We start from the raw sequence: 25,611 nt of genomic DNA on the forward strand, positions 1-25,611 counted from the left end.
TCTCAGGTAGAAATAAGGACCATCTGTTTGGCCAACTCGGGGGCCGAATTGCCCGCGGGTTTGCTACCGTCGTGTGCGCAGCCGGTTACCTGTAATTCAGTAAACTAGAAAGATTTTCCGCTTTTTCTCAAAATGTTTTTCTCTCGAGAGTGGGTTGCCTCCCTCCAGGAGGCCCGTCTAGTTTTGCTGCGTCATCAGAATTTATTGCTGCGGGAAAAGCCTTGCCGAATCTGCCACGCGGAAAAGCGTTACACTGTTGGCTTTCCAATAAACCAACGTTCCTGCTCTGAGGCGGCATCCAATGAAGCGACTTGCTAACTGTTCCATGGTGACGATCTTACTGGGCTTCTGCGCCGCGGCGCTGCTGGGTAACTCGGCTGAGGCGGTAGCTGAGTCGTGGTTAACTTATCCGGGAGGTGACGGACCCGGGCAAGGAAAACACATAGTTTTCATTGCCGCCGAGGAATCGTATCGGTCGGAATTATCGATGCCGCTGATGGCCGAGATACTCGCGCGTCATGGTTTTCGGTGTACCGTCTTATTTGCGATCGATTCAGACACAGGGACGATCGACCCCCGAGTCAAGGATAACATTCCTGGCCTCGAACAGCTTGAATCGGCGGACTTGATGGTCGCCTTCATGCGTTGGCGAGAGTTGCCCGATGAACAAATGAAACGAATCGTCGAGTATACCGAATCGGGGCGGCCAATGATCGGCATTCGCAATGCCACGCATCCTTTCCGTTACTCCTTGCAGGGTGACAGTCCATATGCAAAGTATGATTGGGCCAGTAAAGATCCAGCCGGTGGCTGGGGACGCCAGGTGCTGGGGGAAACATGGGTCTCTCACTATGGAAAGAATCTTGTCGAAAGCACTCGTTGCCAGGTGCTGAATTTTGCCGCCAGCCATCCCATTTTTCGTGGTGTGCACCGCAGCTTTTGGCTTCCTGATGATGTTTACGGAATCAGTGAAAAACTGGAGGGTGACAGTGAGCCGATGTTATTGGGCCAGCCGCTGGTTGGATGGTCAGCCGATGATCAGCCGGTCGCTGATAAGCCTCCCGTTCCAATCGCCTGGACGAAAAGTTACACCGGGGCGAGTGGCAAGACATCGCGAGTGTTCACGACAACCATGGGGCATGGCGATGCCTTCAAGATAGAAGATTTTCGCCGCATGCTGACCAACGCATGTTACTGGTGTTTGCAGTTGGAAGACCGCATCGACGCGCGATCCGATGTCGCCATTGTCGGCAATTACGAACCGGGGCCAGCCGGAGTGGCGGGTTTAAAAACAGGCGTAAAGCCCAGTGATCCCGCTTTTCAGCTGACGACTGCCGCGGCGGTTCGGGACGTGGCCTCAGATGTCTTGCTCACGCGGGCAATGATTGACGACTTGCAACCAGGTTGGCGATCGCTCACCGCCGAGGACTTTGTTAAGGTGAACAGTGCCGACGATACGTGGAGTTGGCAAGACGGCATTTTGTATTGCACGGGACGACCAGTCAGCGTCTTGCGGACAGAAAAACGGTATCGCAACTTTGAGCTGGTCGTGGAGTGGATGCATGAAAGGCCAGCGGGAAACAGCGGCGTATTTGTTTGGACCACGCCTCAGTCGATTGAAAAGTTAACTCAAGCCGGAAAGCCGGGGTTGCCAGCGGGGATCGAAGTGCAAGTGCTCGACCATGGCTATACCACGATGATGAAAGACCGTGGGCAAAACACCGATTGGTTTGGCACCAACGGGGACGTGTTTCCGGTGGGTGTTAAAATGACTCCGTTTCCACCTTTATCGCCCGACGGCAGTCGCAGCTATCCACGTCGCCACATGGCCAATGGACATGGGAAGTGGAATCAATATTACATTCGTGCAATCAATGGCGAACTGAGACTGTGGGTCAACGGCGAGGAGGTTTCGGGAGGCACCGGCTGTGATCCGGCTGAGGGTTTTCTGTGTTTGGAGAGCGAAGGTTCACCGATTCAATTTCGCAAACTGCGGATCCGAGAGTTACCTTAAGGACGAGCGGAAGAACAAGGAACTCATCCGGACACATCAATAATGCCCGCGGCAAATACTGTTAGCTCTTGATTGTCGGATAGGTTTTTCGTGTCGTCTCGCGCCGCAAAGGCAGCCGTTGCTGCGACTGTTGCGGCGCAAGGAATGACCTTGACGCACGGCGGTTTGCCCCTTTGTGCAGATGGGGATTTACCAGCTTGCTTTCACAGTCGGGGAGCCCGCTGGCGATGCAAGTGATCGACGGAAATCCCATTGCCCAATCAAAAGCCTCGTCTCATCTTATAAAGTTAATGACTTGCCTCGGTGGAGGTGTTTTCTTGGGCTGAAGGAGCATTATTAGGTTTCTTTTTGGAGCCACCTCCCATTTTCGCGAGCAACCCTCGCAACCCTTTCGGCGCCTCGAGTTTGGCTAACCGTTCTTCGATGATTGCCTGTCGCGATTTAAGTTGCAGGTTTTCCTCCAACTGCGTTTGGGCCTGCTGCCGAACGTTCGCAAGTTCGGCTTGCAAAGCAGCATTTTCTACTTGCAAGTTTCGTTGAGAATTATTCAGACCTTCCAATTCCTCTTTGATTTTACTCCAAGTTCGGCGGCCTTTCTGTTGAATCTCCTCTAGTTTTTGCTCGGACGACTCTTGATGCTGAGACGCCATCGCCTGTGTTTCACTGATCGTTTTTCGAACTTGTGAAATGATCTGGTCAACATGCATCCGCGAGCGATCTATCGCGGAGGATTCGACCGTCTGGATTCTGGCTACGATTTCTTCCCGTTGCTTCTCCGATTTCTCGCTCCAATCTTTGGCGACCGAATTGATAATTCGTTTCGCGGTCGATTCGGCAACCTCATCGGCAGCTTCAGCAATTGCCGGCATTTGCCTCGCCACGGCCTGCTCGACTTGCTCTTCCGCGAACAGACCGAGGGACTTGCCAATATCGCTAACGCCAGATTTTAGCGAGCGACGAATCAGCTCGCTCAACATGGCTCCCATTCCGCTGGAGGTTTCCCCGATTGCGGAATCGAGCCGATCGCCCAAGGCATCAGGTTCTCGCCGGTTTGCATCGGGTTCCTCGAGATCAGATAAAATCTTGCTATTCGTTTGCATTGATTCTCTCATGATTTGATGGAGGCCGCCAAAATGCGTTTATTTCGCGACGGGGGGTAAGCAAACTACAAAGCGTTGCCAACTACGAGTGCCTGGAGCTTAGCGTAGTTTGCGGCACGTTTCAAACGAAAAGAGCAAGCGTCAATCCCATGAGCCAGGCTTATCTCGCCATTATTTGCCGCGATGTTTTTTTCTTTAGCCATTTCAAGGGGAGAGAGGCTGCGCCGGGGTCAGGCCTTGTGTTCGGTGTTGAGGGAGGTTCGACTTGGCTGTTTGCTGGTCTCCCTTTGGCGTTAATGGGCCGTTTGATGCGTTGACTACCACGCATTCAGTTCCCGGAGCTAATTACCAAAGTGTCACACTGGCTATGGACGACGCAAACCGTTCCATCCCCCCAGGCACTACGAGCGGTTTACGCAGGGACTCTAAGATAGATGTCCAACGCAAAGGCGGGACGTGACACTGCGACCGGGCTATGCCACAGTTCGACATAACCGCAGACCTGAACACCGAAAACAATGCCTGACCCTGGCGAAGCCTCCCCGCAAATCGTTCTGATCACCGAATAGGTAAGGCTGCAAGGCTTCCAACGCATCGGCAAGAATCGGGACTGCCTTTTGCTTTCCGCGGTGGGCTGTTTTGTGGGCGTCGGGACGATACATCCAAACTTCACCGCTGCGGTCAATCATTGCGGGCGTCATCCTGAATAGCTCGCTGGGACGCATCGCCGTGGCGAGTTGCAACTTCACCATCGCTTGCAGTACGGGCGTTAGGTGGGGCAAGGTGGCGTTGACGGTGGCCGCGTCAACGTTGCTTGGCTTCACTGTCTCCCGTGCTTCACCTGGGCGGAGCGGCTCGAGTGTTTCAAGTGCAACGATCCGCTGAGCGGAGACCAATTCCCTGCTGACTCCGTGCTTGATAATCCGCACGACGTTGCGGGCCTGATTGTTGGCGTACTTGCGGCTGTTCCCTGACTCAACGAAGTGATCACGCAAGCTTTCCAGCTTCAACGGGCCGAACTCCTCGGGTGATTCATCGCCGTGGCGTTCATCAAGCAACTTGCAAAGGTTGGTAAACCGATTGTGCTGGGCGTTATTGAACTCGTACCTGGGCAGTACTCGCTTGCGGAAGTCGGCGGTGATGTCCCGAATCCGAATCTTCACCTCGGCCAAGTGCGTCGGCTGTTCGGGTGCCCGCTTGCCGTTGCTGTTGTACTCGGCCAGCAAAGCGTAGTAGCGGGCGTAGCTCTCGGGTGTGCCGTGCTTGCCCAGATAGAAGTCTTGTTAGTCAAGCCTGACGACGGCTTGCCCAGAGACGTGGAATTGGTAGGCGGGCGGCGTGTATTTCGGGCGTGGCATAGGTAGCTCCAATCGTTTCGCAGTAAGTGACTACTGCGAAAGTCATTCAGAAGTGACCCACACGCCGAAAGTGGCGGTGACGCTAAGTAGCTTCTCGGTAGGAACTAAGGTAAAAGTGGAGCCGAAGGGAGTCGAACCCTCGACCTCTGCATTGCGAACGCAGCGCTCTCCCAACTGAGCTACGGCCCCTTTCCTCTCACGAGCAACATAAAATAGCCATTGAGGTTTGTCTAGCCGCAAACTTGTGCTGATTTCAGCGGCCTCGCATGCCTTGCGATTGACGCCAAGCGCTGAGTTGTTTTTGGCGACCGAACTGCTCGGTCAATGCTTCCCAGCGCTCCGTCGTTCTAGTCAACGCGGCGGCCGGGTCCAGCGTGCCTGCTAGGACTTCTCGGATCGCGGCATCGAGCTCCGCATAATAAGCTTCCGCTCCCGGTAATCGCAGGCTGGGGAGTACTTCTCCCGCTGTTAACGTGTTGACCAGCCACAGATCGTAGCGTTCACGCCAAGGATCCACGCGTGTTAGCAGCCCGGCCTCCGCTTCCTCGCTCTGTGTCGAGCCCTCGCGGATCGCGGCGAAGAGATCGCTGTTTGCCGACAATTGGGCATGCGTCTCCCGGCTAATCAACCAAGCCAAAAAGCTGCGGGCGATCGACGTTTGCCGGCAAGAACTGGCAATCAAACCCATGCTGCCGTGGTGGGATAGCACTGGACGAATCGGGGCGGTACCGAGCGGTTGCCAGCCATCAACAAACACCTCCGCTCCCTGGGGCAGCGGCCGCATTTGAAGTTTGGAGAGTTGGGCCGCACTCTCCGCGGTCCGCGCTTCCAGTTGGGTCGGCCAACCAATACCCAATCGCAATTGACCAGTGGCCAGAGCTTGCCAGACTTCGCTGGGAGTCATCAGCTGTTCAGGATAAGCAGCTCGATCGGCTGCGAGTTGCTGGAGTGCTCGTAAATAGGGTGGCGCCGTGAGGGTCGGCTGTAGTGACTGTCGGTCGAACAGCCAAGCGCCCGAGGTTTGCGAAGCGGCACGCGACAAAAAGGCAAGAGCAGCCCAGCCCGGTGCTAATGGCTCGGCCGCTTGTCCCGCCGGTAAAGCGGCCACCGCGGTCCCGTACGCTTCCCAGCTGGAAAGCGTTTCGAGCGGAAAATCGGCGTCTCCCCATAGGACCGGGAGCACGGTTCCCATTGGTACGGAATAAAATTCGCTGCCCCAAAGCATGCCATCGGTTTTGAGAGCCGACAGCAGTGAGTCTTGCCTGACAGCCGGTGAGTCGAGGAAAACGCTGGGCAATGAGCTGACCGCTTTGGCAGCATGCAAGTCTCCCATCCGCGACGTTCGGCAGATGATGACGTCAGACGCAGCCGCACTCGAGAGCAGTGCGTCGCTGGGCACAGAGCTGATCTCCAGTGGTTGCTCCGATACGGCCGCCCAAGAGGTTTGCAGCAGCGGGACCAAATCCGACCCATCCTCGACAATGACCCGCAGCGGAACCGAGCTGATCGCTTCACTATCGATCCCCGGCGCAGCCAGTTCCTCACCGCCAGACGATTCAGCATCATCGGGTTGTCCAGCCAAATCGGGCGTATTGCCTCCACACCCCAAGAATGTGACCAGAACTAGCGGACAAAATAGCAGTGGCCTGCCCAACAGCAGTGGCCTAAACGCTAAAGCGGGGAACATGCGGACGCGGCGAGCCGCTGTGGAAAACAACATATGCGAAGCAAACAGCTGTAGGAAAAAAAGCGGCTGGGAATCAGCAGTCAGCGAGATGCTGACGTTATTAACCTGGGCCTAGTTGCCGGTCAGTATAACGTGTCGTTCAAGCCTTAACGTGCCGTTCAACCGACGTGCGGTACGCACTATAGTATCGCTCGGTTCATTTGTATCCCCAAGGCCACAAAGGCGGGTCAGGCAGTCATGACACATTATCTCGGAATCGATATTGGCACGAGTGGCACCAAAACGTTGTTGATCGATGCGGCGGGAGCCGTGATCAGCGAAGCCTCTGCAGAGTACCCCGTACTCACGCCGCGACCGGGATGGACCGAGCAGAATCCGGAGGATTGGTGGCAAGCGACGGTGACCACCGTGCGGGAAGTGATGCAAAAATCGGGTTTAAAACCAAGTTCGGTGCGGGCTATTGGTTTAAGTGGCCAAATGCACGGATCGGTGTTTTTGGATAGTAATGATCAAGTCATCAGGCCGGCGTTGCTCTGGAACGACCAGCGCACGATGGCTGAATGTGATGAAATTACCCAGCGGGCGGGGGGGCGAAAGAAACTGATCAAGCTCGTCGCCAACCCGGCTCTGACAGGTTTTCAGGCCCCCAAAATTTTGTGGCTGCGAAACAACGAGCCCAAAGCGTTCAATCGGTTGGCCAAGGTCTTGTTACCCAAGGACGATGTTCGGCGGCGGTTGACTGGTGGATACGCGACGGAAGTCAGCGACGCAAGTGGCACGCTGCTGTTGGATGTGGTGAAGCGAAAGTGGAGCAAGAAGTTGTTGGCGGCTCTCGATTTGCCGGCCGACTTGCTGCCTGAAGTTTTTGAAAGCGAGGACGTGACCGGGACATTAACCAGTGAAGCAGCCGCTGAGTTGGGTTTGACGACTGAATGCAAGGTTGTCGGCGGGGCTGGCGATTGCGCCGCCGGGGCGATTGGTAACGGCATCGTTAAGGCTGGTTTGTTAAGCACCTCGATTGGCACTTCTGGCGTGGTGTTTGTGCACAGCGATGAGCCGCAATACGATCGCTTGGGCAGGTTGCATACCTTTTGCCATGCTGTCCGCGGCAAATGGCACATGATGGGTGTCAGCCTCAGCAGTGGCGGCTCGCTGCAGTGGTGGGTCGAGTCGGTGTTGCGAGGCATTGCCGAACAGCACGGAGATGCCTACGCGGAACTGACCGCCGAAGCGGCGAAGGTCGCGGCGGGTTCCCAGGGGCTGATGTTCCTGCCTTACTTGACTGGTGAAAGGACGCCGCACGCTGATCCTTTGGCCCGTGGGAGTTTTGTCGGGTTAGGTCTGAATCACGATCGCGCGGCAATGACACGCAGCGTTATGGAAGGAATCGTGTTCGCCCTCCGCGACAGCTTTGAGATCATTCGCGCAATGGAGGTGCCGATTCGTCAAGTTCGCGTCTCGGGTGGCGGCAGCAAAAACCCGTTGTTCCGTCAATTGCAGGCTGATATCTTTGGGCAGAAAGTGTCTTCTATCAAAGTTGAACAAGGCCCCGCTTTCGGTGTGGCCCTGCTGGCTGCCGTTGGTGATGGCGCTTACCCAAATATTGAAACGGCTTGCAAGAAAACGATCGAGCTAGCTGACCATACTACCGTCAATCGTCAGAATGCCAAACTTTACGATCGCATGTTCCCAGTATTTCAAGATCTTTATAAGCAATTGAAGCCGGAGTTTGCGAGATTGGCAGAATTCACAAACGCCTGACAAAATAAAGAGGGCAGCCCAATGTCACAAAGGGTTGACATTGACTCGCGAATCCATCAAACTTTCCGACGCTGATGGTGGCCCGAGCGGCTTTGTGAGTTCGCTCGGCTAACAGGGAACTCCGGTGGAAATCCGGGACGGTCCGGCCGCTGTAAGCCGCGAGTGATTCGTTAAATCACAAACCACGGCTCCTTCTTTTTCGAAGAGCAACTGCTTGCTGATTCGCCATTGTCCGCATCTTGCGGGTGAGAAGGCATCGAGGCGTGGTCGCGGTGAGTCAGAAGACCTACCAGCAGCGTGCAACGACATGGAGCCCTCCGGTTTGGGGCGGTTGTTGTCTGAGTGTTTGCTTGGCGACATACATCGGTCTTGATTTGCGCCGCACCCATCCGCAAGTCTGCTCTGAGCGTACGTGCGGCCAAGTAGGGTGCTCAAGCGTTCTCACGGTCTCCTGCTTAATTAGGCATCTCCATGCGCAAACGGAGCGGTTTCACGCTTGTTGAACTCTTGGTCGTCATTGCCATTATCGGTATCTTGATCGCGATCCTGCTGCCAGCCGTGCAAACGGCTCGCGAAGCGGCTCGCAAGACAAATTGTAAGAATAACCTTAAGCAAATCGGCTTGGCGCTGCAGCACTATCATGACGTGCACAAGAGCCTACCGACCGGTTGCATTGAGTGGCGGAGTTGGCAAGCTCCTCCTACCCACAGGCAGTTCGCTTGGTCAGCGTTTTTGCTGCCATTTCTAGAACAACAAGCGGTGCATCAGCAAATCGATTTCCGGGTGCCATTCGATCATCCCGCCAACGCGGCCGCCGCAGCGGTAACGCTGGATGTTTATCTGTGCCCCAGCACATCGCGTGAAGTGAGCGTGGCTGCTTCCAACGTCGCGGCGCGAGGCCCCACAGATTACGGCGGATTGTTTGGTGAAACTTTAGTTGATCGTCGGCAAGATGATGGCGTCTTTTTGTATGGACGTAGCATCGCCTTTCGTGACGTTGTCGACGGATTGTCGTACACGCTGGCCGTTTCGGAAGATGTGGGCGGTCCCGATAGCGAATGGATAAACGGTCGCAATGTATTCGTGCAGTCGGGTGGCATTAATGATCCTGACGTTTGGATTGGCGACAACGAAATTCGCAGCGACCATCCCGCCGGTGCGATGGGATTGTTTCTCGACGCGCACGTGCAATTTTTGGCTGATTCAATTGATCATAGGGTGTTAGCAGCAATCATCACGCGGGCCGGACGTGAAGTCTACTAATCAGCTCCATGAATTTCTGACCTCGATCTGACAACAAGCATAATGCGTTTTCAATAGCAAAGATATTTCACATGAATGATCCAATAAATAGTTGTAATGCCGTTGAAAAGGTTGCTAGCTCGTTCGTCCATTTTGGCAGGCTGTTTCGCTGCTCGATTTTGAACGGCTGTTTGGTGGCCTTCTGCAGCTTAGTACTACCCGCTTCGCTCCAGGCGGAGGTGATTGTTGACTTTGAAGAGTTGACTCTGTTTACGGGAACTAGCGGAGCCACAGACGGGCAAGCTGGCGGACAATTTTATAATGGCAATGATGGCTCCAATGCATCAAACTCCGACGGTTGGTCCAGCAACACGGCACATTTCTCTAATAGCTTAGCGTTCGATCCAGACTTTGGTGGTTTCTGGTCAGGTTGGGCTTATTCCAACGTGGTAAACTCGGTTTCACCTGGCTTTATGAACCAGTATGCAGCTTTTCCCGGCGGTGGCTCTGATGGTCTAGGCGGAGTCGATGTGGGTGGGACTTACGCGGTGGCCTATACGGGAAGTCAACTGAACACCACCAGTTCCGTTATTCAGTTTTCAAAAGCGACCGCCGTCTCGTCGCTGGATTTAGTCAACACTACCTACTTGGCTCGCTATGTGATGGACAACGCGCCCGCTGCCTATCCCGATCGAGATAACCTGCTCGACGGCGAATTCGTAAGGTTGCGGATCGAGGCGCTGGATGCTGGCGGGCAAGTCATCGGTAGCCATCTGGAAACGTTGGCTGATTTTGGGGCGGCCGGCACCGAGGATGACTTTGTGCTGGTGGACTGGACAAGAGTAGACTTGAGTGGCTTGGGCCTTATGCACGGACTGCAGTTTGTCGTCGATTCGAACGTGACTTCCACTTTCGATGGCATTACCTATGTCGATCCGCCCGCCTATTTTGCCATCGACAACATGGCGATTACGGCCGTCCCGGAGCCTGGTACGTTTGCTGCTTTGGGAGTAGCCTCCTTAGTGGTCTATGTCGGTCGCCGAAGAGGTCGTCAAAAGTGTGATTTGCGAGCCTCATAGGTGTACAAAAGCGTTTGGCGTGTACCAATTCGTTGGCATCATTTAGCATAAGCCGGAGCAGCCTGATTTGTCGAAAAATAAACCCGCCGAGGAGACCCCGGTCGAATCTCCATGTATCAACGTTTGCGAATTAAGTCAGCAGCAAGTGTGCATTGGCTGCGGCCGGCATGTCAGCGAAGTCGCCCTGTGGGGTTCGTTAAGCAACCAGGTTAAATCAGAAGTGTTGCGGAAAGCTAGGACGCGTCTCGGCGAGCGTGCCGAGCGAAAGAGTTAACAACCGAACTGCGAGGCGGGTGGCGCGGCTTGGCGATAGCCGCTGTGTTTCGTCGCTTTTTGTGAAGTTTGACAGAGTTCAGTGAATTTAAGATTTAGTGTATTTTGGTATTTACCCATTGAGTGAGTAAAAAGATGCGAGTGCGAATGATGGATCTGAGAATGTCCGCAATGTCGAGCTACCTGATGGTGGTCGGCTTGGTACTGCTGTGCGCCGTCTCGAGGTTGCTACCGCATCCACCTAATTTTACTCCTGTCGCTGCGATCGCTCTGTTTGCTGGAGCAACATTGGCCAGCACTCGTATCGCTTTGTTGGTACCTTTGCTGGGGATGATATTGAGCGACTTGGTGATTGGTATGCATGGATTGGCGATGGTAGTCTACGGAGCGTTGGCGCTGAACGTCTTGCTCGGTCGCTGGTTGCAAGGAAAGCCTAGCGTGTTTGGGATCGCCGGTGCCACCTTGGCCGGTGCGACCGCTTTCTTTTTGATCACAAATTTTGCCTGCTGGGTGCAAGCGGGCAATTTAACGCTCGCGGCCCTGGTGAAATGTTACGTAGCGGCAATTCCATTTTTTGGCAACACGCTGGCCGGTGATGTAACCTTTACGGCGATTATTTTCGGCACCGCGACGGCGGCAAACTGGCTAGCCGCGGGGCGGCATCGCCAGTGTTCGCTAAGTAGTCCCAACGGCAACGCTGCCTGAGCGGAGTCTCTCCGGGTGGCGGCAGTTAGCGTTACGGCAACCGGCTGATTCGCGATTGGTTGCGGGCCCGTTCGATTGCCGCGGTGAGAATGGCGTCGTCTTGCGTGGTCGCCAAGTGTCCGTCGTCGGTGGGGCGAGCCATGATGTGCGTGGGCATTACCGGCACATGAGGCTCGACACCTTGTTCACTGATGGCGACGTTCTTTGGCGAAAAGAATTTGGCCGTCGTCAAGCACAGTCCAGCGCGAGCCTTTTCCATCCTGAATATGCCTTGCACGCTGCCCTTTCCATAAGTGCGTTGGCCGATCAGCACGCCTCGCTCTGAATCGCGAATCGCTCCGGCGAAGATCTCACTGGCACTGGCGCTATCCCCGTCGATCAGCACGTACAGCGGCACATTCCAGGTCTTGGGGCGGTGGGCAAAGTATTCAAAGTTTTCTCGCACGTTGCGACCGCGAGTCGAGACAATGCGACCCTGTTCGACGAAGCGATCAGCCACTTCCACTGCCGTCGACAACAGCCCACCGGGGTTGCCTCGCAGGTCCATGATCAGTTGACGCATCCCTTGGCGGTGAAGCGACCAGAGGGCGTTTTCGATATCCCGCGTGGTTGTCATTTGAAAGTTGGTGAGGCGAAAATATCCGGTACCCGAATCGACATCGATGATCTGAACATTCTCGACGCTGGGCACTTCGACGCGACGACGAGGAACTTGCAGGCTAATCGTTTCCCCAGTCTGCTTGACCAGGTCGATAGCCACCAGTGAATCCTCCGGGCCACGCAGCATATCGGCGACATCGTCGGGATCGTTGTCCTTGGTTTTCATGCCGGCGACGGAGACAATCGCGTCTCCAGCTAGCAGACCGAACTCTTCCGCTGGGCCACCGGGGATCACATTGATGATCTTTAAACGATCGCCCTCTGATTTGAGCTCTACACCTAGCCCGACAAAGTTTCCTTCGATGTTTGAGAAGGTATCGTCGAGTTGACTCGAGGTGAGAAAACGCGAGTAGGGGTCTAGCGTGCTAATTGCTCCACAGACATATTCCATCAACACCGCGGTGCTGGATAATCCCAGTTCACGACGCGCTACACCGGCCACATGCGAGGCGTGAGCGCGGAGATCGAACCGCGTGTTCGCCGGGCGACCAACGATTTGGCGATGAACGTTTTGGCGAAAGCTCTCCACTTTCCGCGGATCGACACCTGCCAAGTGCGTGGCGACGAAGGTCGGTTCGGAAAGGGCGACTTCTAAAGAGGCGGTCCCGTAGCGAAGGATCTGTGACCACTGCGGCGACTCTACGTAGTGCGTCTCCAGATTAGCCAGGACCTCGGCGTAGAGGTCGAGCGTCTGCGAGGCTGGCAACTCGCCAATCGACTGCAGAAAAGAATGATCTTCATAACGACGGTTAACATCGAAATGTAATCGGCAGATCAGCAATCGACGCTGTAAATTTTGGTCTTGCTTCCATTGTCGCGTGGCCGCTTCGTAGTGACGAATGGCGTCACCCCAGAGTCCCGCATCTTCCAGTGAACGACCATCTTCGATGGCGGCTTGTGGAGAAGCCCAGCGTTTTTCTGAAGCAGCACTTGAGGAGTCGGGGGCAGAGTCGCCTGCCGGCAAAGGGACTACTTGCGAGTCATGGGGAGCTGCCGGATCGTGGGCAGCTGGTGCAACGAAATTATTTTGGGAGTAGACAGCAGATTGCGGAATCGAGGAAATCAACGCGGCAGCGGCCGCGAAGCGAAATACAAACCTGCGAATGGAGCAATTCATGCGCGATATCCAACGGGCTCAAGTGGGAGGTCCGACCAACAAGGGGAGGCGGTCGGCATGGCCGCGACAGCACGCGAGGCCATAGCAATCTAGCTCACAGAATGTGCCCGGTCAAAAAAACAGAGTGACCCGTTGGTGGGCCTATTCCGCATGATCCCTAGAAGCTGAATTTGGGCGGTCGGATTATTCCGATCGATTCCGTTTTCACTAGGAAAAAATCTGATGATCTGTGCGAAAAAAGTCTCTGCTTTTGGCGATTCCCGTCGCATCTCACAATTACCGGCGGCCGCATCAAGGGGCGCGGACTCGGCTCGTAAAGGGCTTCATAAGAACGATATGCATGTCCCCGTCGCGGGTCAATCTTTGCGCGGGAAAAGCGCGTTGACTTTGCGCGGGAAAAGCGCGTTGAAAGATGGTCAAGGCGGTACCGGTCAGCTTGCTTGTGGACTGCTCAGGGACGAAGTTGCTTGCTACGGTGCCGCCGGTCGGGTAGGTTGCGTTATTGATATTGGTGCGGATACACCCACTTGCCTTCGTTTGGTCAGCAAGGCGGATTTCTGCTGTTTACCGGGCATTGAAATTTTTACATCGGGACCGCGACAATGAATGGTAACAACCCAGGTCCAATGCGCGCTCGGCTGCTGTGGGGACTTTTGTTCGCGGCTATCTGCACGTTGATGATTGGCTTGCTTTGTAAAGACGAAGTGAGCCAATATCTAGCGACTTTAAAGCAGCAAGCGGCCGTCGAAGCCATTCGGCAACGCGGAGGTGTCGTCTTATCGCAGCCCTCCGAACCATTTAACGTGATCAGCGTCGACCTCAGGAATGTAACGCCGGACGCTGAGTTATTTCGCTCGCTTACTCAGTTTTCCGGGCTTGAACGATTGACGCTTGATGGCTGGAATTTGCAGCCCGACGAATGCCAGCTGCTTGCCGACCAACAACAACTGCAGGCCCTTTCCTTGGACAATACAAATTTCGGCGATGCCCAAGTGGGATGTCTGCCGCCAGAGCTCAGTCGATTGTCGCTCTCGGGAACGGCCGTCACGAACGAGAGCCTCAAACATCTCGGGCAAATGATTGGTTTAACTAGCTTGGACATTACGAACACCAACGTCACATCCGAGGGACTTCAGCAGCTGGAGTCACTCACCTACTTGCGGACGCTCTTAGTTGATGAACAGTGCATCACAAGGGACACGGCCCAATTACTGCAAAGCATGAAGCTGGAAAGTGTGGATATTTTGGTGACGGACAACGCGGGTAAAACAACCCATGCTCTGCTGGCCGAATTAGCCATTCCCAATCTCAGGGGACGTGATGCCAACGATTTTATTCTGTGGGACGCGGAGAAGGACTGGTGTTACACGCTGGCGGGTGTTGTCGAAGCGTTGACCGCTGAATGTAAACTGGATGCCGCAGAGAGTGCTCAATTACTGGAATCGCTCTCCTCGGCCGCTGACTTGGGCGGGCGACGCGAGCAGGAACTCACGTCCATGTTTTTATACTATGTCTTGGGTTATTTAGTTTTCTCACGGGAGATGATTGAAATCCAGTCGCTCGATGATTTCTTTCAAGAGCTAGACAAGCCGCCGAATGCTGCCAACAGCTTGGGAATTTATCGCTTCGGGAGAGAAAAGTTCACCGATGCAGATGTTCCTCGCCTGCTCGAAGCCATGCGTTCTCCGCCGGGGGCCAGTGCAAAATGTTTATACTTTTTGGGAACCCACCTGGTGATTCATCATGGAATCGCGTTGCTGGAAGTTCAGCAGGAGCTCGAACGTTTGTTGGCACATCAAGAAAAGCATGTCCGCTACGCCACGATCTGTGCTTTCAGCTATGGTGGTGCCAATGCTTCATTGCCCGATGAGCAGTGGGGGCCAAATGAAGCGGCAGATACTTTCGCTTTCCCCTTGTTGCGGAAGATCGGTGCAGATGAAAGCGAAGCCGCGGATATTCGCTCGGCCGCGTGTCGCGTGCTGGTGGAGATCGCCCAGCGACGTCCGCAGTTGGCCGCCGAAGTCGTCCCTTTAATTGCCGACTCGCTGGCCAGCGAGGATCTCTCGGTTCGCGAGTCCGGACGCTATCTTGGCCGGATCGTTGCCTCGGCACCCGCGGCGGCTGTGGCGTCGATGCCACAGTTGTTGAGCACACTGAGTGAGCTTGATTGCCACACGGCCCCCGTCTCTTACGCAGCCGCCTCGGCTCCTGTGACAGCGGAGCAGATTCACGCGCGGGATGTGTTGGCAGCCCTCTCGGTGATCGCGGCGGTAGACCCGGACGCATCACGGCAGCTTGCATTTGAATACTTTGAACGGCTCCGTGAAAAAAAAATGATTGGACCATTCTCCCCACTGTTGTCCAAAAATACTCCTGATTTAAGTCGCTCGATCGTGCTGGAATTGCTGCAAGCACCGCAGCGGCCCGCTGGTGAATTGGCAGCTGTGGCCCGGACCATTCGGGACCTGAACAAGGAACTCTGAAGCCGCTTGATATTGACGCAGCGAGGGGTGGCGTTCTACAGTCCGCGCCCCTTGACGCGTTAAAATCCCCATCAGAGGACGCTGGGCTTCGTGCGGCGATCTAGAACAGGACCAGCTGAGCTTGTTGTCTGCTGCCCGCTCGGGCTTGCCGACCAGCGGACGCGTGCGCTGCTCGTATTGCTGTTGGCGATGCTTGTCAGCCTCAGTTCGGGCTGTGGGACAACGCGCTACATCACCAAGCGGCCCACGCGAGAAAATTCGCTAGCCAACACGCTGAATTTGCTCAGCCGCAAGGGTCCGCAGCTACAAGAACGGACGTCATTAGTCCTGCGACGCTACAGTCTTGCTGATGAATACGAACAATCACCAGCGCTAACGTTGCAAAAATTGCACGCGATGGCCAGCGATGCGGCCGATACCGAACGGCAGTTTGCCGTGGCCGAGTTAGCTTACATCGAAGGCAAAAAAGCGGAGCGAGCCAAGCAGATTGCTGTGGCGCTGGATTATTATTCCTCGGCTCTGATCTCAAGTTACGAGTATTTATTCGCGCGTCAATTCGAGACAACGCGTAGCGCATATGACCCTCAGTTCCGGGGGGCTTGCGATCTTTACAATGAAGCGCTCGAAGATAGCCTGCGGTTGCTTTGCCAAGATCATCGCTTAAAGCCAGGGCAAACTTACACAATCTCGGCGGGCGACCGTCAGTTCACAATTGAAACCGTGATGCGCGGTGGTTGGGATGCGGATGAGTTCGATCACTTCGAGTTCGTCAGCGATTATCAGATCGAAGTGCTGAACAATCGGCACCGCACTTTCGGCATCGGAGTTCCGCTGGTGGCGGTCCGCAAACCACCGGCAGAAAACACGCGAAAAGAATCGTTCTATCCGGAAGGTCTGAGTTTTCCCGTTACGGCACTCCTTCGCGCAGTGCCAAATGAAGCCGCGCCAAATGAACATGCGAATGCCACGAATGCATTAATGGCTCTCCAGCCAACAAACCAATTTGGGTCGCCGCTGAACGCGATGATGGAAACTCAGGGCGAGGGTGGACAGCCGCTCCCTCGTTTACCGCGGAACCCCCGCTGTGTGTTGGAGTTCTTTGATCCGCTCAGCCAGAACGAGATCTACCTGGCTAACCAATGGGTGCCTCTTCAGACCGACTTGACCACGCCGCTGGCTTTTTTCCTCGATACGCCACAGTTCCGAGAGCGGAATTCGGCGACTCGAAACTTGCTCTATACGAATCAGGTGCAAGACGAAAAAGGCTTGTTCATGCTCGAGCCTTACGACCCGGAGCGGATTCCGGTGGTGATGGTGCACGGTTTGTGGTCCAGCCCGCTGACCTGGATGGACATGTTTAATGATCTGCGCAGTTTCCCGGAGATTCGCGAGCGCTATCAGTTCTGGTTTTACCTTTATCCAACGGGGCAACCATTCTGGATCAGCGCCACGCAGATGCGGCAGGACCTAGCGAAGACTCGTGAGAGCTTTGATCCCGGGCACGAACACTCGGCGATGGATCAGATGGTATTGGTCGGGCACAGCATGGGCGGCTTGGTCAGTCGGATGCAAGCGATTGAAAGTGGGGATGATTTTTGGCGAATTGTCAGTGACAAACCGGTCGATCAGTTACAGGGCGATCCCGACGACATCCACAAATTAGTCAGCACGCTGACTTTCAAGCCGAACGCAGCTGTTTCTCGAGTGATTACAATCGCCACGCCCCACCGGGGCAGCGAGTTTGCGAACCCATATACTCAGTGGTTGGCAAAGAAATTCATTGAGCTGCCGCGAATGGTGATTGGCACGGGCAGTCGATTGGTGCGGAACAACCCGGGGGTCTTTAAGGACACCGAGTTATTGACCACCGACACATCAATTGATTCACTTTCACCCGACTCTGAGATTTTTCCAGTGATGTTGCGAGCGAAGTCTTCGCCACGGGTGCGATATCACAACATCATCGGGATCAGCGACAAGGCCCGTGGAATCATGGGAAGTAGTAACGGAGCATCCGATGGTGTGGTCTCATTGACCAGCGCCGAATTTGAGGACGCGGTCAGCGAATTGCGAGTGAACGCCGACCATGTTTCAATCCACACCAAGCCCGAATCGATTCTCGAAGTACGTCGCATTCTGATGCAGCACTTGCGAGAGATCGATCGAAATGACCGCGTCGCCCAGGCCTCAGATTCCGCAGCCGGGGAGCAACCGCAGGGTGCGGGCGGTGAGCGTTAAACTGCGTAGCCAGGAGTCGATTCTTGGACTGCCGGCGGGATCGGAGGCAGGAAGCGAGACAGCGGTGCTGGGCGACTGGCCGTGTTCCGATCAGCACTATTGCGACCATGTGGCTGTCGCGACTTGGCGGGCTGACTCGGTTGGCTGATCTTGTCTGTCGTGCTATGCGTGGTTCGCATTTGGTAAATCCGAGCTGGTTCCGTTCCTGCTTCGCTGGTCTCAAGCAGACTTTGCAGAGCTGCTGCTTCGTGTTGATCTAAATTAATCTCCAAACGCTGACCAGTTTCAGCGGCCTGAGTTGCAGTAGCTTGAAGTTCTGCGGTACCCTCGGCAACCGCCTGGTCTGCTGCCTGGGGTTTTCCCTCGCGAACGGGATGGGGGTCGATCTCGCTGCGAAGAATGCGAACGTGGCGAGGCGCATCGATGCCAATGCGAATCGACCCGTTGTTGATCCTCAAGATCGTGATCGTGATGTCGTCACCCAAGCTGACTTGTTCGTTGGTTTTGCGGGTCAACACAAGCATGGCAATCTCCTTACGCCGTATGGACAAATGATCAAAACTGTTAACTCTGAACGTGTCTCTGCAACCTTCCTGGCATCGCGGATTAGCCGGGGTGCCAGCTAACTCGCTGCTTGTGTGTCAAAGCAGCTGCTGTGCCAAAACCATTTTTGGCCCCGCGGTATTGATCGTAAACCCTTTGTAAAGAACAACTTATAAATCTAGCCGCTAGTTTCACCTCAGGCCGTTTGCAAGTTGGCTTCGTAGCATTTGCAAGTTCTTTGTAAGGGCTGCCGGTCTTTCGGCGGGGTCGGTATCGCCTGTCAACTGTGAACAAATATATGCATCGATGAACTATTGTCAAGCGTTTATCTGTGCAAGCATTGAAAAATATACCAGGTGTACTTAGGTGCATATCCGCTTTTAGGAGGTCTTCCCCTTGGCTACGCTCGATCCGGCGGAATACGTCGAACAGGCCCACTTCTTTAAAACCCTCAGCGATCGGCTCAGCGAGCAGATGCCGCTGCAAGACCTGTTGGCCGCCCTCAAGTTGGAGTTGCTGGTCAGTACGCAGTTGCCGATGGCGGTCGATTTTTTGCTAACTGAATTGAAGCACAGCGGCCTGATGTCGGCTGCCATGCAGCGTCTGAGCCATTACTTTACGCCTTACCAAAGTTACTTGATCGGCGAGGCGGAGGCGGAACGCGGCCAGTTCGACATGCGGGTGGCGGTCAAGATTTTGCAAGCCGACGCGGAGTATCGTGCGGCTGGGATTGCCCAACCAGGCTTGTTCCTGTTTCAGTTCGAGTCGATTTCCCGCAACCGCCTGCGTTACAATCAAGGCTTACTGGCGATCAGCCAAGATCCGTTGTTCGATGCCGCTTGGGCTGCGTTTATTCTTGAAGTTCGCAATCAGATAGGGTTGGTCGATTTGGCCGATTTGATCTTCATGCGTTCCGAGGACTATCGCCGTCGCCGCAGCCAAGGCGGGCTCGACAATAGCCAGCAACCGGCCGTCTTGTTTGGCGATAAAGAGGGGCGGATTGCTTTTGCCAACCGTCGCAAGGATCTCAATTTCTTGTTCTCGGCCATGCAGCGGCACTTGAACTATCCCACCGTGCCGCGGCCGTTGCCGCCCGATCGCGACAAGGAACTGGTGCCGCTGCTGCTGCGTCGCGTCGAGCGGCTGGAGAGTCGTTTGAAATTAATCGAAGAGGAGAATCGGCAGGGAATTGATTTGACGAAATTCTACGGGCAACCGCCAACGAACCCTTAGGATCTACGCGAATCCGCGTGAACCGCCGGTGCTCACCGCTCAGCTTTGCGAAAAATAGAAACGCGTCAAATGGTAGAAGACAGGGGCGGCAAAACAGACGTTGTCGATGCGATCGAGCAGGCCGGCGTGGCCTTGCACGAGCGTGCCTGTGTCGGTCACGCCACGGTCGCGTTTAATCGCACTCAAGCTCATTCCACCGGCGAAGGCCATGATCGCCACCACCATCGACATCACTCCTGATTCCCACCAAGAGAACGGCGTCGCCCAAGACAGAGCCATACCGCACAGGCCGGTGGTAATCATCGAACCCATGACTCCTTCCCAAGTCCGGCTGGCGTTGATTTCCGGCGCGATTACATTGCGGCCGGCCAAACGACTCCAGGCCTCTTGTAAGACGTCGGCGATCTGGGCGATGAGGACAAAGAACAGCAGCAGTGTGACGTTGCTGCCTTTCCAAGCTTGGCCATCACTGCCGCGGAGGCTAAGGTCGAGCATGGCCGGCGCGTAACTGAGCGAGTACACGCAAATCAGCAGGCCCGCTTGGATCTTGGCGCTGCGTTCTAAAAAGCGTTTGGAATCTCCCGAGATAGCAATCCGCGCCGGTATGAACAGGCTGGCGTAAACCGGGATCATAATGCTGTAAAAACCATAGAAATCGATCTGCCGCCCTTGGGTCAACCAAGCCGGCGCGCTATTGCCCAGGCCGATCAAGATGTATTGTAAAGGTGTGAATATAAAAAACACCCAAAAGAGCGTGCGATGATCGCCCCGCCGCGTTGGTGTCATGGTGATGAATTCACGCAGCGCCCAAAAGGAAATCAATCCAAATAGGATCACAACACCCAAGCGATGCAGTAGAAACCCGATCGCCAAGATGGCGAACATCATCCACCAAACTCGCAGACGATGATTAAAGCGGCGCAGCACGGCCGGTTCAATCGAAAGCTGTTCCCGCCGACGCAAGATTTGGCCGACCAAGGTGGCCGCGCCCAATGATAAGAAAATCACCAGCAGCAAAATGTAAGTTTGCGGCGTTAGCGTGGTGGCCGAAATTTGAGCCAAGGGCTGCCAAGCAGCCAACAAGGGCAATGCGATATCCATGCTCTTTACTCCTCGTCGCCCTTGAGTGCTCGCACCGCGTTTCTAGCTCGGTCTAGAAATTCGGTCTTAGGCTCGCCAGCTTCCAAAAAGATTGGCGCGCCGATCGAGATACAACTGAGCAACGGAACTGGTAGAAACTCGCCCCTGGGCAGCACGCGGTTGACGTTGTCAATGTAGACCGGGACCAGTTCCAGGTCGGGGCGTTTTTTGCCAAGATAATATAATCCACTTTTAAATTGCCCCATCTCTTCGCCGCTGGTTCGGCCCCCTTCGGGAAACACGATCAGCGAGTAGACATCACCAATTTCCCGAATCATCAAATCGACCGGACTGTGGTGGACTTTGATTTCTTTGCGGTCGATCAGCAGAGCGTTGAATGCTTTGGCCAACTTGGGTTTGAATTTACCGGTCGACCAATAATCGGCAGCCGCCACGGGGCGGGTGATCGCCCGCAGGTGACGCGGCAAGGCGGACCAGAGCACCACCGCATCGAGGTGGCTGGTATGATTGGCAAAATAAACACGTTGGCAGGTATCGGGCTGGCAATCTACCCAGCGGACCGTGAATCCGCTGAGCAGTCTGGCTAACACCACGATCGTATGCCCGGTGATCTTCATCGGGTCGAAGACGTCGCTTAGTTTCATGTAGTCATTGCCCGTCTCTGGACCGCGTTAAGCCAGCGCAGGTTTGCGTCCCACGCGTCGACGATCCGCTTCTCGCAGCAAGCCCTTTCGCAAGCGAATATTCAGCGGCGTGACCTCGACGAGTTCATCATCCTCGATGAACTCTAGGGCGGCTTCGAGGGAGAGTTCGCGAGGCGGTTTGAGGATCACGTTTTCGTCGCTGCCGCTGGCTCGCATGTTCGTCAGTTTCTTTTCCCGGCAGGGGTTCACGACCATGTCATTATCGCGGGCATTTTCGCCGACGATCTGGCCTTCGTAAATTTCTTGCCCAGGATGAACCATCAATTCCGCCCGGTCTTGCAGGCCGAACAATGCGAATGGGACCGCTTTGCCCGCTGCCATTGAAATCAGCACACCGTTAGCGCGGCGGGGGACTTCGCCTTCGACAGGCTGGTAGCCGGCGAAGCGGTGGTGAATGATCGCGGTACCCTTGGTGGCGTTGAGCAGCCGAGTTCGCAGGCCGATCAAGCCTCTCGCCGGAATGCTGAATCGCAGCAAGCTGTAATCGCCTCGCTGTTGCATTTGATCGAGTTGACCGCGGCGGAGGCCGACCAATTCCATCACCGGGCCCATGTTGTCGGTTGGCACTTCGATCGAAAGGGTCTCGTATGGCTCGTGCTTCCGGCCATCGATGTCTTTAAAGATCACGCGTGGCTTGCCGACGCTCAATTCAAACCCTTCGCGACGCATTGTCTCGATCAAGACCGCCAAGTGCAACACGCCCCGTCCGCGGACCGCGTAAGCCTCCGTGCCCTCGATCGTCTCGACACGTAACGCCACGTTGCGTTCCAGCTCTTTTTCCAGCCGGCCCTTCAACTGGCGAGTGGTGACGTACTTGCCTTCGCGTCCCACCATCGGTGAGGAATTGATGGCAAAGACCATTTCCAACGTCGGCTCGTCGACTCGCAAGCGAGGCAAGGGATGGGATTGGTCGACGTCGCAGATCGTGTCACCAATTTCAACTTTTTCCAAACCGACGATCGCCACGATATCACCGGCGGAGGCTTCTGCGGTTTCGATCCGTCCCAATTTGTCAAACACAAAGAGGTTGGCGATTTTGGCTCGCATCGGCCCGCCACTTTGGTGCAAATCGATGCTTTGCCCGTTGCGAATGGTGCCCGCGGAAATTCGTCCAATGGCAATCCGGCCAACATACTCCGACCAATCCAGCGTGGTGACCAGCATCTGCAAAGGAGCGTCCGCATCCACTTCGGGGCCTGGCAGGCGATCAACGATCAGGTCGAGCAGCGGTCGCATGTCGGTCCCCGGCTTGGCGGGATCGAGCGTCGCGTAACCTTCTTTGGCCGATGTGAACACGTAAGCCGCGTCATCCAACTGGGATTCGCCCCCCAAGTCGGCGAGCAGTTCGAGCGCTTCGTCGAGCGCTTCAAGAGGGCGGCCGTCGGGGCGGTCGACCTTGTTCACGATCACAATCGGTCGCACGCCAGCTTCGAGCGCTTTTTCCAGCACGAAACGGGTCTGCGGCATCGGCCCTTCGGCGGCGTCGACCAACACCAGGCAACCGTCAGCCATGCGGACGACGCGTTCGACTTCGCCGCCAAAGTCAGCGTGACCGGGGGTATCAATCAAGTTGATTTTGATATCCCGATAATGGATGGCAATGTTCTTGGAGAGAATCGTAATTCCCCGCTCACGTTCCAAGTCATTCGAATCGAGGATCCGTTCTCCTTGGAGTTGCGAATCTCGATATTGCCCACTTTGCCGCAGCAAGCAGTCCACCAAAGTGGTTTTGCCATGGTCAACGTGAGCAATAATAACGACGTTTCGGATTTCGTTGCGACGCATGTATCAGGCCGCAAAGAGCTACGAGCGGCCACCCAATCAAGGACTAAAGTAAGTGAATATGACGGTTCCTATTGTCCTTCGCCGCATCCATTTCACAAAGGGGGCAAACGAACAATTCACCCCTATTAATCGATGAATTCCCCGAGTGCCATCCCGATTATTCATTCCTCACGCCCGATACGCCGCGAGCCGCCGAGCCGCTTGTCAGGCGGGAAACGACGTAAACAATCGCCCCGACCGGCAACACAATCAACGCCAGCAGCAGGCCGCGTGGTTCGGTTTGCCAGCGAAACTGCAAGGCCAGCATGGCGATGACTAGCGAGATCAGCACGAACAGGGCTGGCGTGAAGGGCCATCCCCACACCTGTTGTCTAATCGCAGCGGGGGTATTTTGCCCGTTAGCTAGTTTCGCCTGTCCGTCGGTCTCAGGCTGATGACGCCACAGCCGGTGCGGGACCAACAGAATCGAGACGGTGGCGGCTGAGCTGAGCATCAACAGAAAAGCCAAGTAATCGAGTAACGCTTGGAGGTCGGCAAAGACCGTCAAGGCGACCGCCAAGCCGATCTGCAGCACCGTTGCCGCACGCGGTAATTCTCGCGGCCCAACCGATAAAAAACTTGGCAGCAGACCGTCGCGAGCCATTTGCGCGTAGACGTGGGGCCCCACTTGGAGCATCGCCGAGACCGAAGTCGCTAGGGAAAGCAGGACAACGACCGTGATCGCCGAAGATAACCAATCGCCTCCTAAGACCTTCGCGGCGATTTGGAAAACGTTCGGTTGGCCCGTCAGGGCGGCCGGGGGCGAGCCAAACAGAATCACTCCGTTCAGACAAATGTAAAGAATCGTTACCACGGCGGTGGCTAGCCACATCGAACGGGCGACGGTGACTCCGTTGCGTGCTGCTCCTGCGACGTAAACAGCCGCGTTGTAGCCCGCGTAGCTGAACGAAATCCACATTAAACTCGTGGCAAACGCGGCCAAACTGAAACCGCTGATTGCCGCGCCGGTCGCTGCTTCCGTGGTGCCTGCTTCGGTACCAACAACTTCAGCAGCAATCGTTGCAGCGCCAACAGTTTCAACAGCTTCCGTTGGGCCTTGCTGGGCGATGATCGCCATGCCGTAGATCACGAAGGCCAGCAAGCAGAGGACTTTGATGGCCACCAGACCGTTCTGCACGCGAGCCCCAAACGACATTCCGGCCAAATGGCAACCCCCAAAAAATAAAATCAACCCCACAGCGATCCAACTGCCGATCAGTGGATTCTCTCCGGTCCAAGCGGTTGGACAATAAGCAGCGAAGGTGACCGCGGAAAAGGCGATCGCTCCGCTGAATCCGGCTGTCAATGAAATCCAGCCCGCCATAAAGCCGGCAAAGGGGTGAACGGCCCGCGCGAGAAACAAGTATTCTCCGCCCGATGCCGTAATCTGTTTGGCGAGGCCTCCGTAACACAACGCGCCGAGCATCGCGAACAGTCCAGCCAACAACCAAACGGCCAGCACTAACCAGCGAGACTGCAGGTCGGCTAACGCGAAGCCACTGCTTGTGTAGACTCCCGCGCCAATCATGTTGGCCACAACCAAACAAGTCAGCGTGAGCAGACCCAATCCAGGCTGATTGGTCGCTGTTGCCGGGGGAACTGACGCTGAATCGCCGTTTACAATGGCTTTTGCGTTGGGTGCGGGTGCGGGTGCGGGTGCGGGGGGGGATGGGTTCACGATAAGTACTCGCCGCCGGGTAAGATGGTGGCTACTAAATCGGTAACCGCGATGGGACGGGTCGCCACGAAGACTTCGCCAGCGGCAACCCCGGCAGCTTGTCCCGCCACGACGGCGGCCGCTTTGACTCGGTCCAGCACATAGGGTTTGTGGCCAAACTGAGTCTCATAGCAAGCGATCGAAGCTAGCTTGGCCTCCAGCGTGGCGCCGATATCGACCGTCAAATGACTTGGTTGTCCCGGCATGATCTCTGGCTCGAGGGCCAGTCGAAAATAGAGCTGACGGGAGATCGCATGGACGGGCAGCCCCGGAAAGTGCTCGTCCCATTTCGTCAGCCGGCTGTAAAAGACCGCCGCGTCGGTGATCTGCATCGCTTGCCAGTGGTCGGGCGAAGCTAGCGGGGTGCGATCGCCAAAGCCGAGCACGATCCGGGGGCGATAGCGGCGAAACTGAGTCGCGAGCGCCACTCGTGCCTCGAAGCAGTCGAACAGCCGCCTGTTGGGGAGATCCAAGATTTTCCGCACCGCGATTCCCAACGCCTCCGCCGCCCGTTGTGCCTCGGCGAGCCGGACTTCGGGGCCGCTGGAACGGGGTGTCGGTTCGCCGTTGGTCAAATCGATGATGCCAACCCGGTACCCTTGTTGGCTGAGCCGCGCCAATGTGCCGCCGCAAGCAATCTCGACATCGTCGGGATGAGCTCCCACGGCGATCACATCGAGCCGTTCCGGCAACTCGTCAGGCTGGGACTCGTCATGCTGGGACTCGTCAGGCTGGGACTCGTCAGGCTGGGACATGGGGCGAACCTCAGGCG

General features: G+C 55.7%; 20 protein-coding genes, 1 tRNA gene and 1 riboswitch. Of the genes, 10 read left to right on the plus strand and 11 right to left on the minus strand.

Features of this window, described 5'->3' with window-relative positions:
• Positions 1–301: 301 nt before the first annotated feature.
• Positions 302–2,014, plus strand: a complete 1,713-nt coding sequence (locus SH139x_RS12005; protein ID WP_488355450.1) for a 3-keto-alpha-glucoside-1,2-lyase-like domain-containing protein — start codon at positions 302–304, stop codon at positions 2,012–2,014.
• Positions 2,015–2,301: 287 nt separating this feature from the next.
• Here SH139x_RS12005 and SH139x_RS12010 read toward each other — a convergent pair whose 3' ends face one another.
• The 4 genes from SH139x_RS12010 to SH139x_RS12025 all read right to left on the minus strand — a co-directional run bounded on the left by SH139x_RS12010 (position 2,302) and on the right by SH139x_RS12025 (position 6,192).
• Positions 2,302–3,114: a hypothetical protein gene (locus tag SH139x_RS12010; RefSeq protein ID WP_488355451.1), complete on the minus strand. Its 813-nt coding sequence runs from the start codon at positions 3,112–3,114 to the stop codon at positions 2,302–2,304.
• A 473-nt stretch (positions 3,115–3,587) separates the two neighbouring features.
• A complete protein-coding gene (locus tag SH139x_RS12015) occupies positions 3,588–4,340 on the minus strand; it encodes a hypothetical protein (RefSeq protein ID WP_488355452.1) in 753 nt (250 codons plus the stop codon).
• 248 nt (positions 4,341–4,588) lie between these two features.
• Positions 4,589–4,661 (minus strand) — tRNA-Ala (locus SH139x_RS12020).
• 64 nt (positions 4,662–4,725) lie between these two features.
• Entirely contained in the window at positions 4,726–6,192 is a 1,467-nt protein-coding gene (locus SH139x_RS12025; RefSeq protein ID WP_488355453.1) for a hypothetical protein, read from the minus strand.
• A gap of 204 nt (positions 6,193–6,396) precedes the next feature.
• On the opposite strand from SH139x_RS12025, the gene xylB reads away from it, so the two are divergent.
• The 5 genes from xylB to SH139x_RS12050 all read left to right on the plus strand — a co-directional run bounded on the left by xylB (position 6,397) and on the right by SH139x_RS12050 (position 11,219).
• On the plus strand, positions 6,397–7,920 hold the full coding sequence (gene xylB, locus SH139x_RS12030; protein WP_488355454.1) for a xylulokinase: 1,524 nt from the start codon (positions 6,397–6,399) through the stop codon (positions 7,918–7,920).
• 58 nt (positions 7,921–7,978) lie between these two features.
• A riboswitch (cobalamin riboswitch) is annotated at positions 7,979–8,228 on the plus strand.
• A gap of 163 nt (positions 8,229–8,391) precedes the next feature.
• Entirely contained in the window at positions 8,392–9,183 is a 792-nt protein-coding gene (locus SH139x_RS12035; protein WP_488355455.1) for a DUF1559 domain-containing protein, read from the plus strand.
• 71 nt (positions 9,184–9,254) lie between these two features.
• On the plus strand, positions 9,255–10,241 hold the full coding sequence (locus SH139x_RS12040; RefSeq protein WP_488355456.1) for a DUF4465 domain-containing protein: 987 nt from the start codon (positions 9,255–9,257) through the stop codon (positions 10,239–10,241).
• A 67-nt stretch (positions 10,242–10,308) separates the two neighbouring features.
• The gene (locus SH139x_RS12045) at positions 10,309–10,515 is read left to right on the plus strand and encodes a DUF1289 domain-containing protein (protein WP_488355457.1); all 207 of its coding nucleotides are present in this window, start codon (positions 10,309–10,311) and stop codon (positions 10,513–10,515) included.
• Between the two features lie 170 nt (positions 10,516–10,685).
• Positions 10,686–11,219, plus strand: a complete 534-nt coding sequence (locus SH139x_RS12050; RefSeq protein ID WP_488355458.1) for a DUF6580 family putative transport protein — start codon at positions 10,686–10,688, stop codon at positions 11,217–11,219.
• Between the two features lie 31 nt (positions 11,220–11,250).
• Here the strand turns inward: SH139x_RS12050 and SH139x_RS12055 are convergent, their stop codons facing one another.
• On the minus strand, positions 11,251–12,996 hold the full coding sequence (locus SH139x_RS12055; protein WP_488355459.1) for a S41 family peptidase: 1,746 nt from the start codon (positions 12,994–12,996) through the stop codon (positions 11,251–11,253).
• A 222-nt stretch (positions 12,997–13,218) separates the two neighbouring features.
• Here SH139x_RS12055 and SH139x_RS12060 point away from each other — a divergent pair, with 222 nt between their 5' ends.
• The 3 genes from SH139x_RS12060 (at position 13,219) to SH139x_RS12070 (ending at position 17,717) form a co-directional block, all read left to right on the plus strand.
• On the plus strand, positions 13,219–13,602 hold the full coding sequence (locus SH139x_RS12060) for a hypothetical protein (protein WP_488355460.1): 384 nt from the start codon (positions 13,219–13,221) through the stop codon (positions 13,600–13,602).
• Complete coding sequence (locus SH139x_RS12065; RefSeq protein ID WP_488355461.1) at positions 13,599–15,479, plus strand: hypothetical protein; 1,881 nt, start codon at positions 13,599–13,601, stop codon at positions 15,477–15,479. The genes SH139x_RS12060 and SH139x_RS12065 overlap by 4 nt, the downstream gene beginning before the upstream one ends.
• A 90-nt stretch (positions 15,480–15,569) precedes the next feature.
• Positions 15,570–17,717, plus strand: a complete 2,148-nt coding sequence (locus SH139x_RS12070; RefSeq protein WP_488355462.1) for an esterase/lipase family protein — start codon at positions 15,570–15,572, stop codon at positions 17,715–17,717.
• On the opposite strand, the gene SH139x_RS12075 is transcribed toward SH139x_RS12070, so the two are convergent.
• The gene (locus SH139x_RS12075; protein WP_488355463.1) at positions 17,714–18,241 is read right to left on the minus strand and encodes a carbon storage regulator; all 528 of its coding nucleotides are present in this window, start codon (positions 18,239–18,241) and stop codon (positions 17,714–17,716) included. The genes SH139x_RS12070 and SH139x_RS12075 overlap by 4 nt on opposite strands.
• Positions 18,242–18,656: 415 nt before the next feature.
• Between SH139x_RS12075 and SH139x_RS12080 the strand changes: the two genes are divergently transcribed.
• Positions 18,657–19,493 (plus strand): hypothetical protein, encoded by an 837-nt coding sequence (locus tag SH139x_RS12080; RefSeq protein WP_488355464.1) that lies wholly within the window; start codon positions 18,657–18,659, stop codon positions 19,491–19,493.
• Between the two features lie 39 nt (positions 19,494–19,532).
• Here SH139x_RS12080 and SH139x_RS12085 read toward each other — a convergent pair whose 3' ends face one another.
• The 5 genes from SH139x_RS12085 to SH139x_RS12105 form a co-directional block, all read right to left on the minus strand.
• A complete protein-coding gene (locus SH139x_RS12085; RefSeq protein ID WP_488355465.1) occupies positions 19,533–20,594 on the minus strand; it encodes a phosphatidate cytidylyltransferase in 1,062 nt (353 codons plus the stop codon).
• Between the two features lie 5 nt (positions 20,595–20,599).
• Positions 20,600–21,211, minus strand: coding sequence for a lysophospholipid acyltransferase family protein (locus SH139x_RS12090; protein ID WP_488356007.1), 612 nt, complete (start codon positions 21,209–21,211; stop codon positions 20,600–20,602).
• 54 nt (positions 21,212–21,265) lie between these two features.
• Positions 21,266–23,083 carry a translational GTPase TypA gene (gene typA, locus SH139x_RS12095; RefSeq protein ID WP_488355466.1) on the minus strand — a complete coding sequence of 606 codons (1,818 nt, stop codon included), beginning with the start codon at positions 23,081–23,083 and terminating at the stop codon, positions 21,266–21,268.
• A gap of 157 nt (positions 23,084–23,240) precedes the next feature.
• Positions 23,241–24,800, minus strand: coding sequence for an APC family permease (locus SH139x_RS12100; RefSeq protein WP_488355467.1), 1,560 nt, complete (start codon positions 24,798–24,800; stop codon positions 23,241–23,243).
• A complete protein-coding gene (locus SH139x_RS12105) occupies positions 24,797–25,594 on the minus strand; it encodes a PIG-L family deacetylase (RefSeq protein ID WP_488355468.1) in 798 nt (265 codons plus the stop codon). The genes SH139x_RS12100 and SH139x_RS12105 overlap by 4 nt, the downstream gene beginning before the upstream one ends.
• Positions 25,595–25,611 lie beyond the last annotated feature (17 nt).

Origin of the sequence: Kothea flammea (genome assembly GCF_052161645.1) — a bacterium.
In the GTDB taxonomy this organism is placed as follows: Bacteria; Planctomycetota; Planctomycetia; order Pirellulales; family Pirellulaceae; genus Laterigemmans.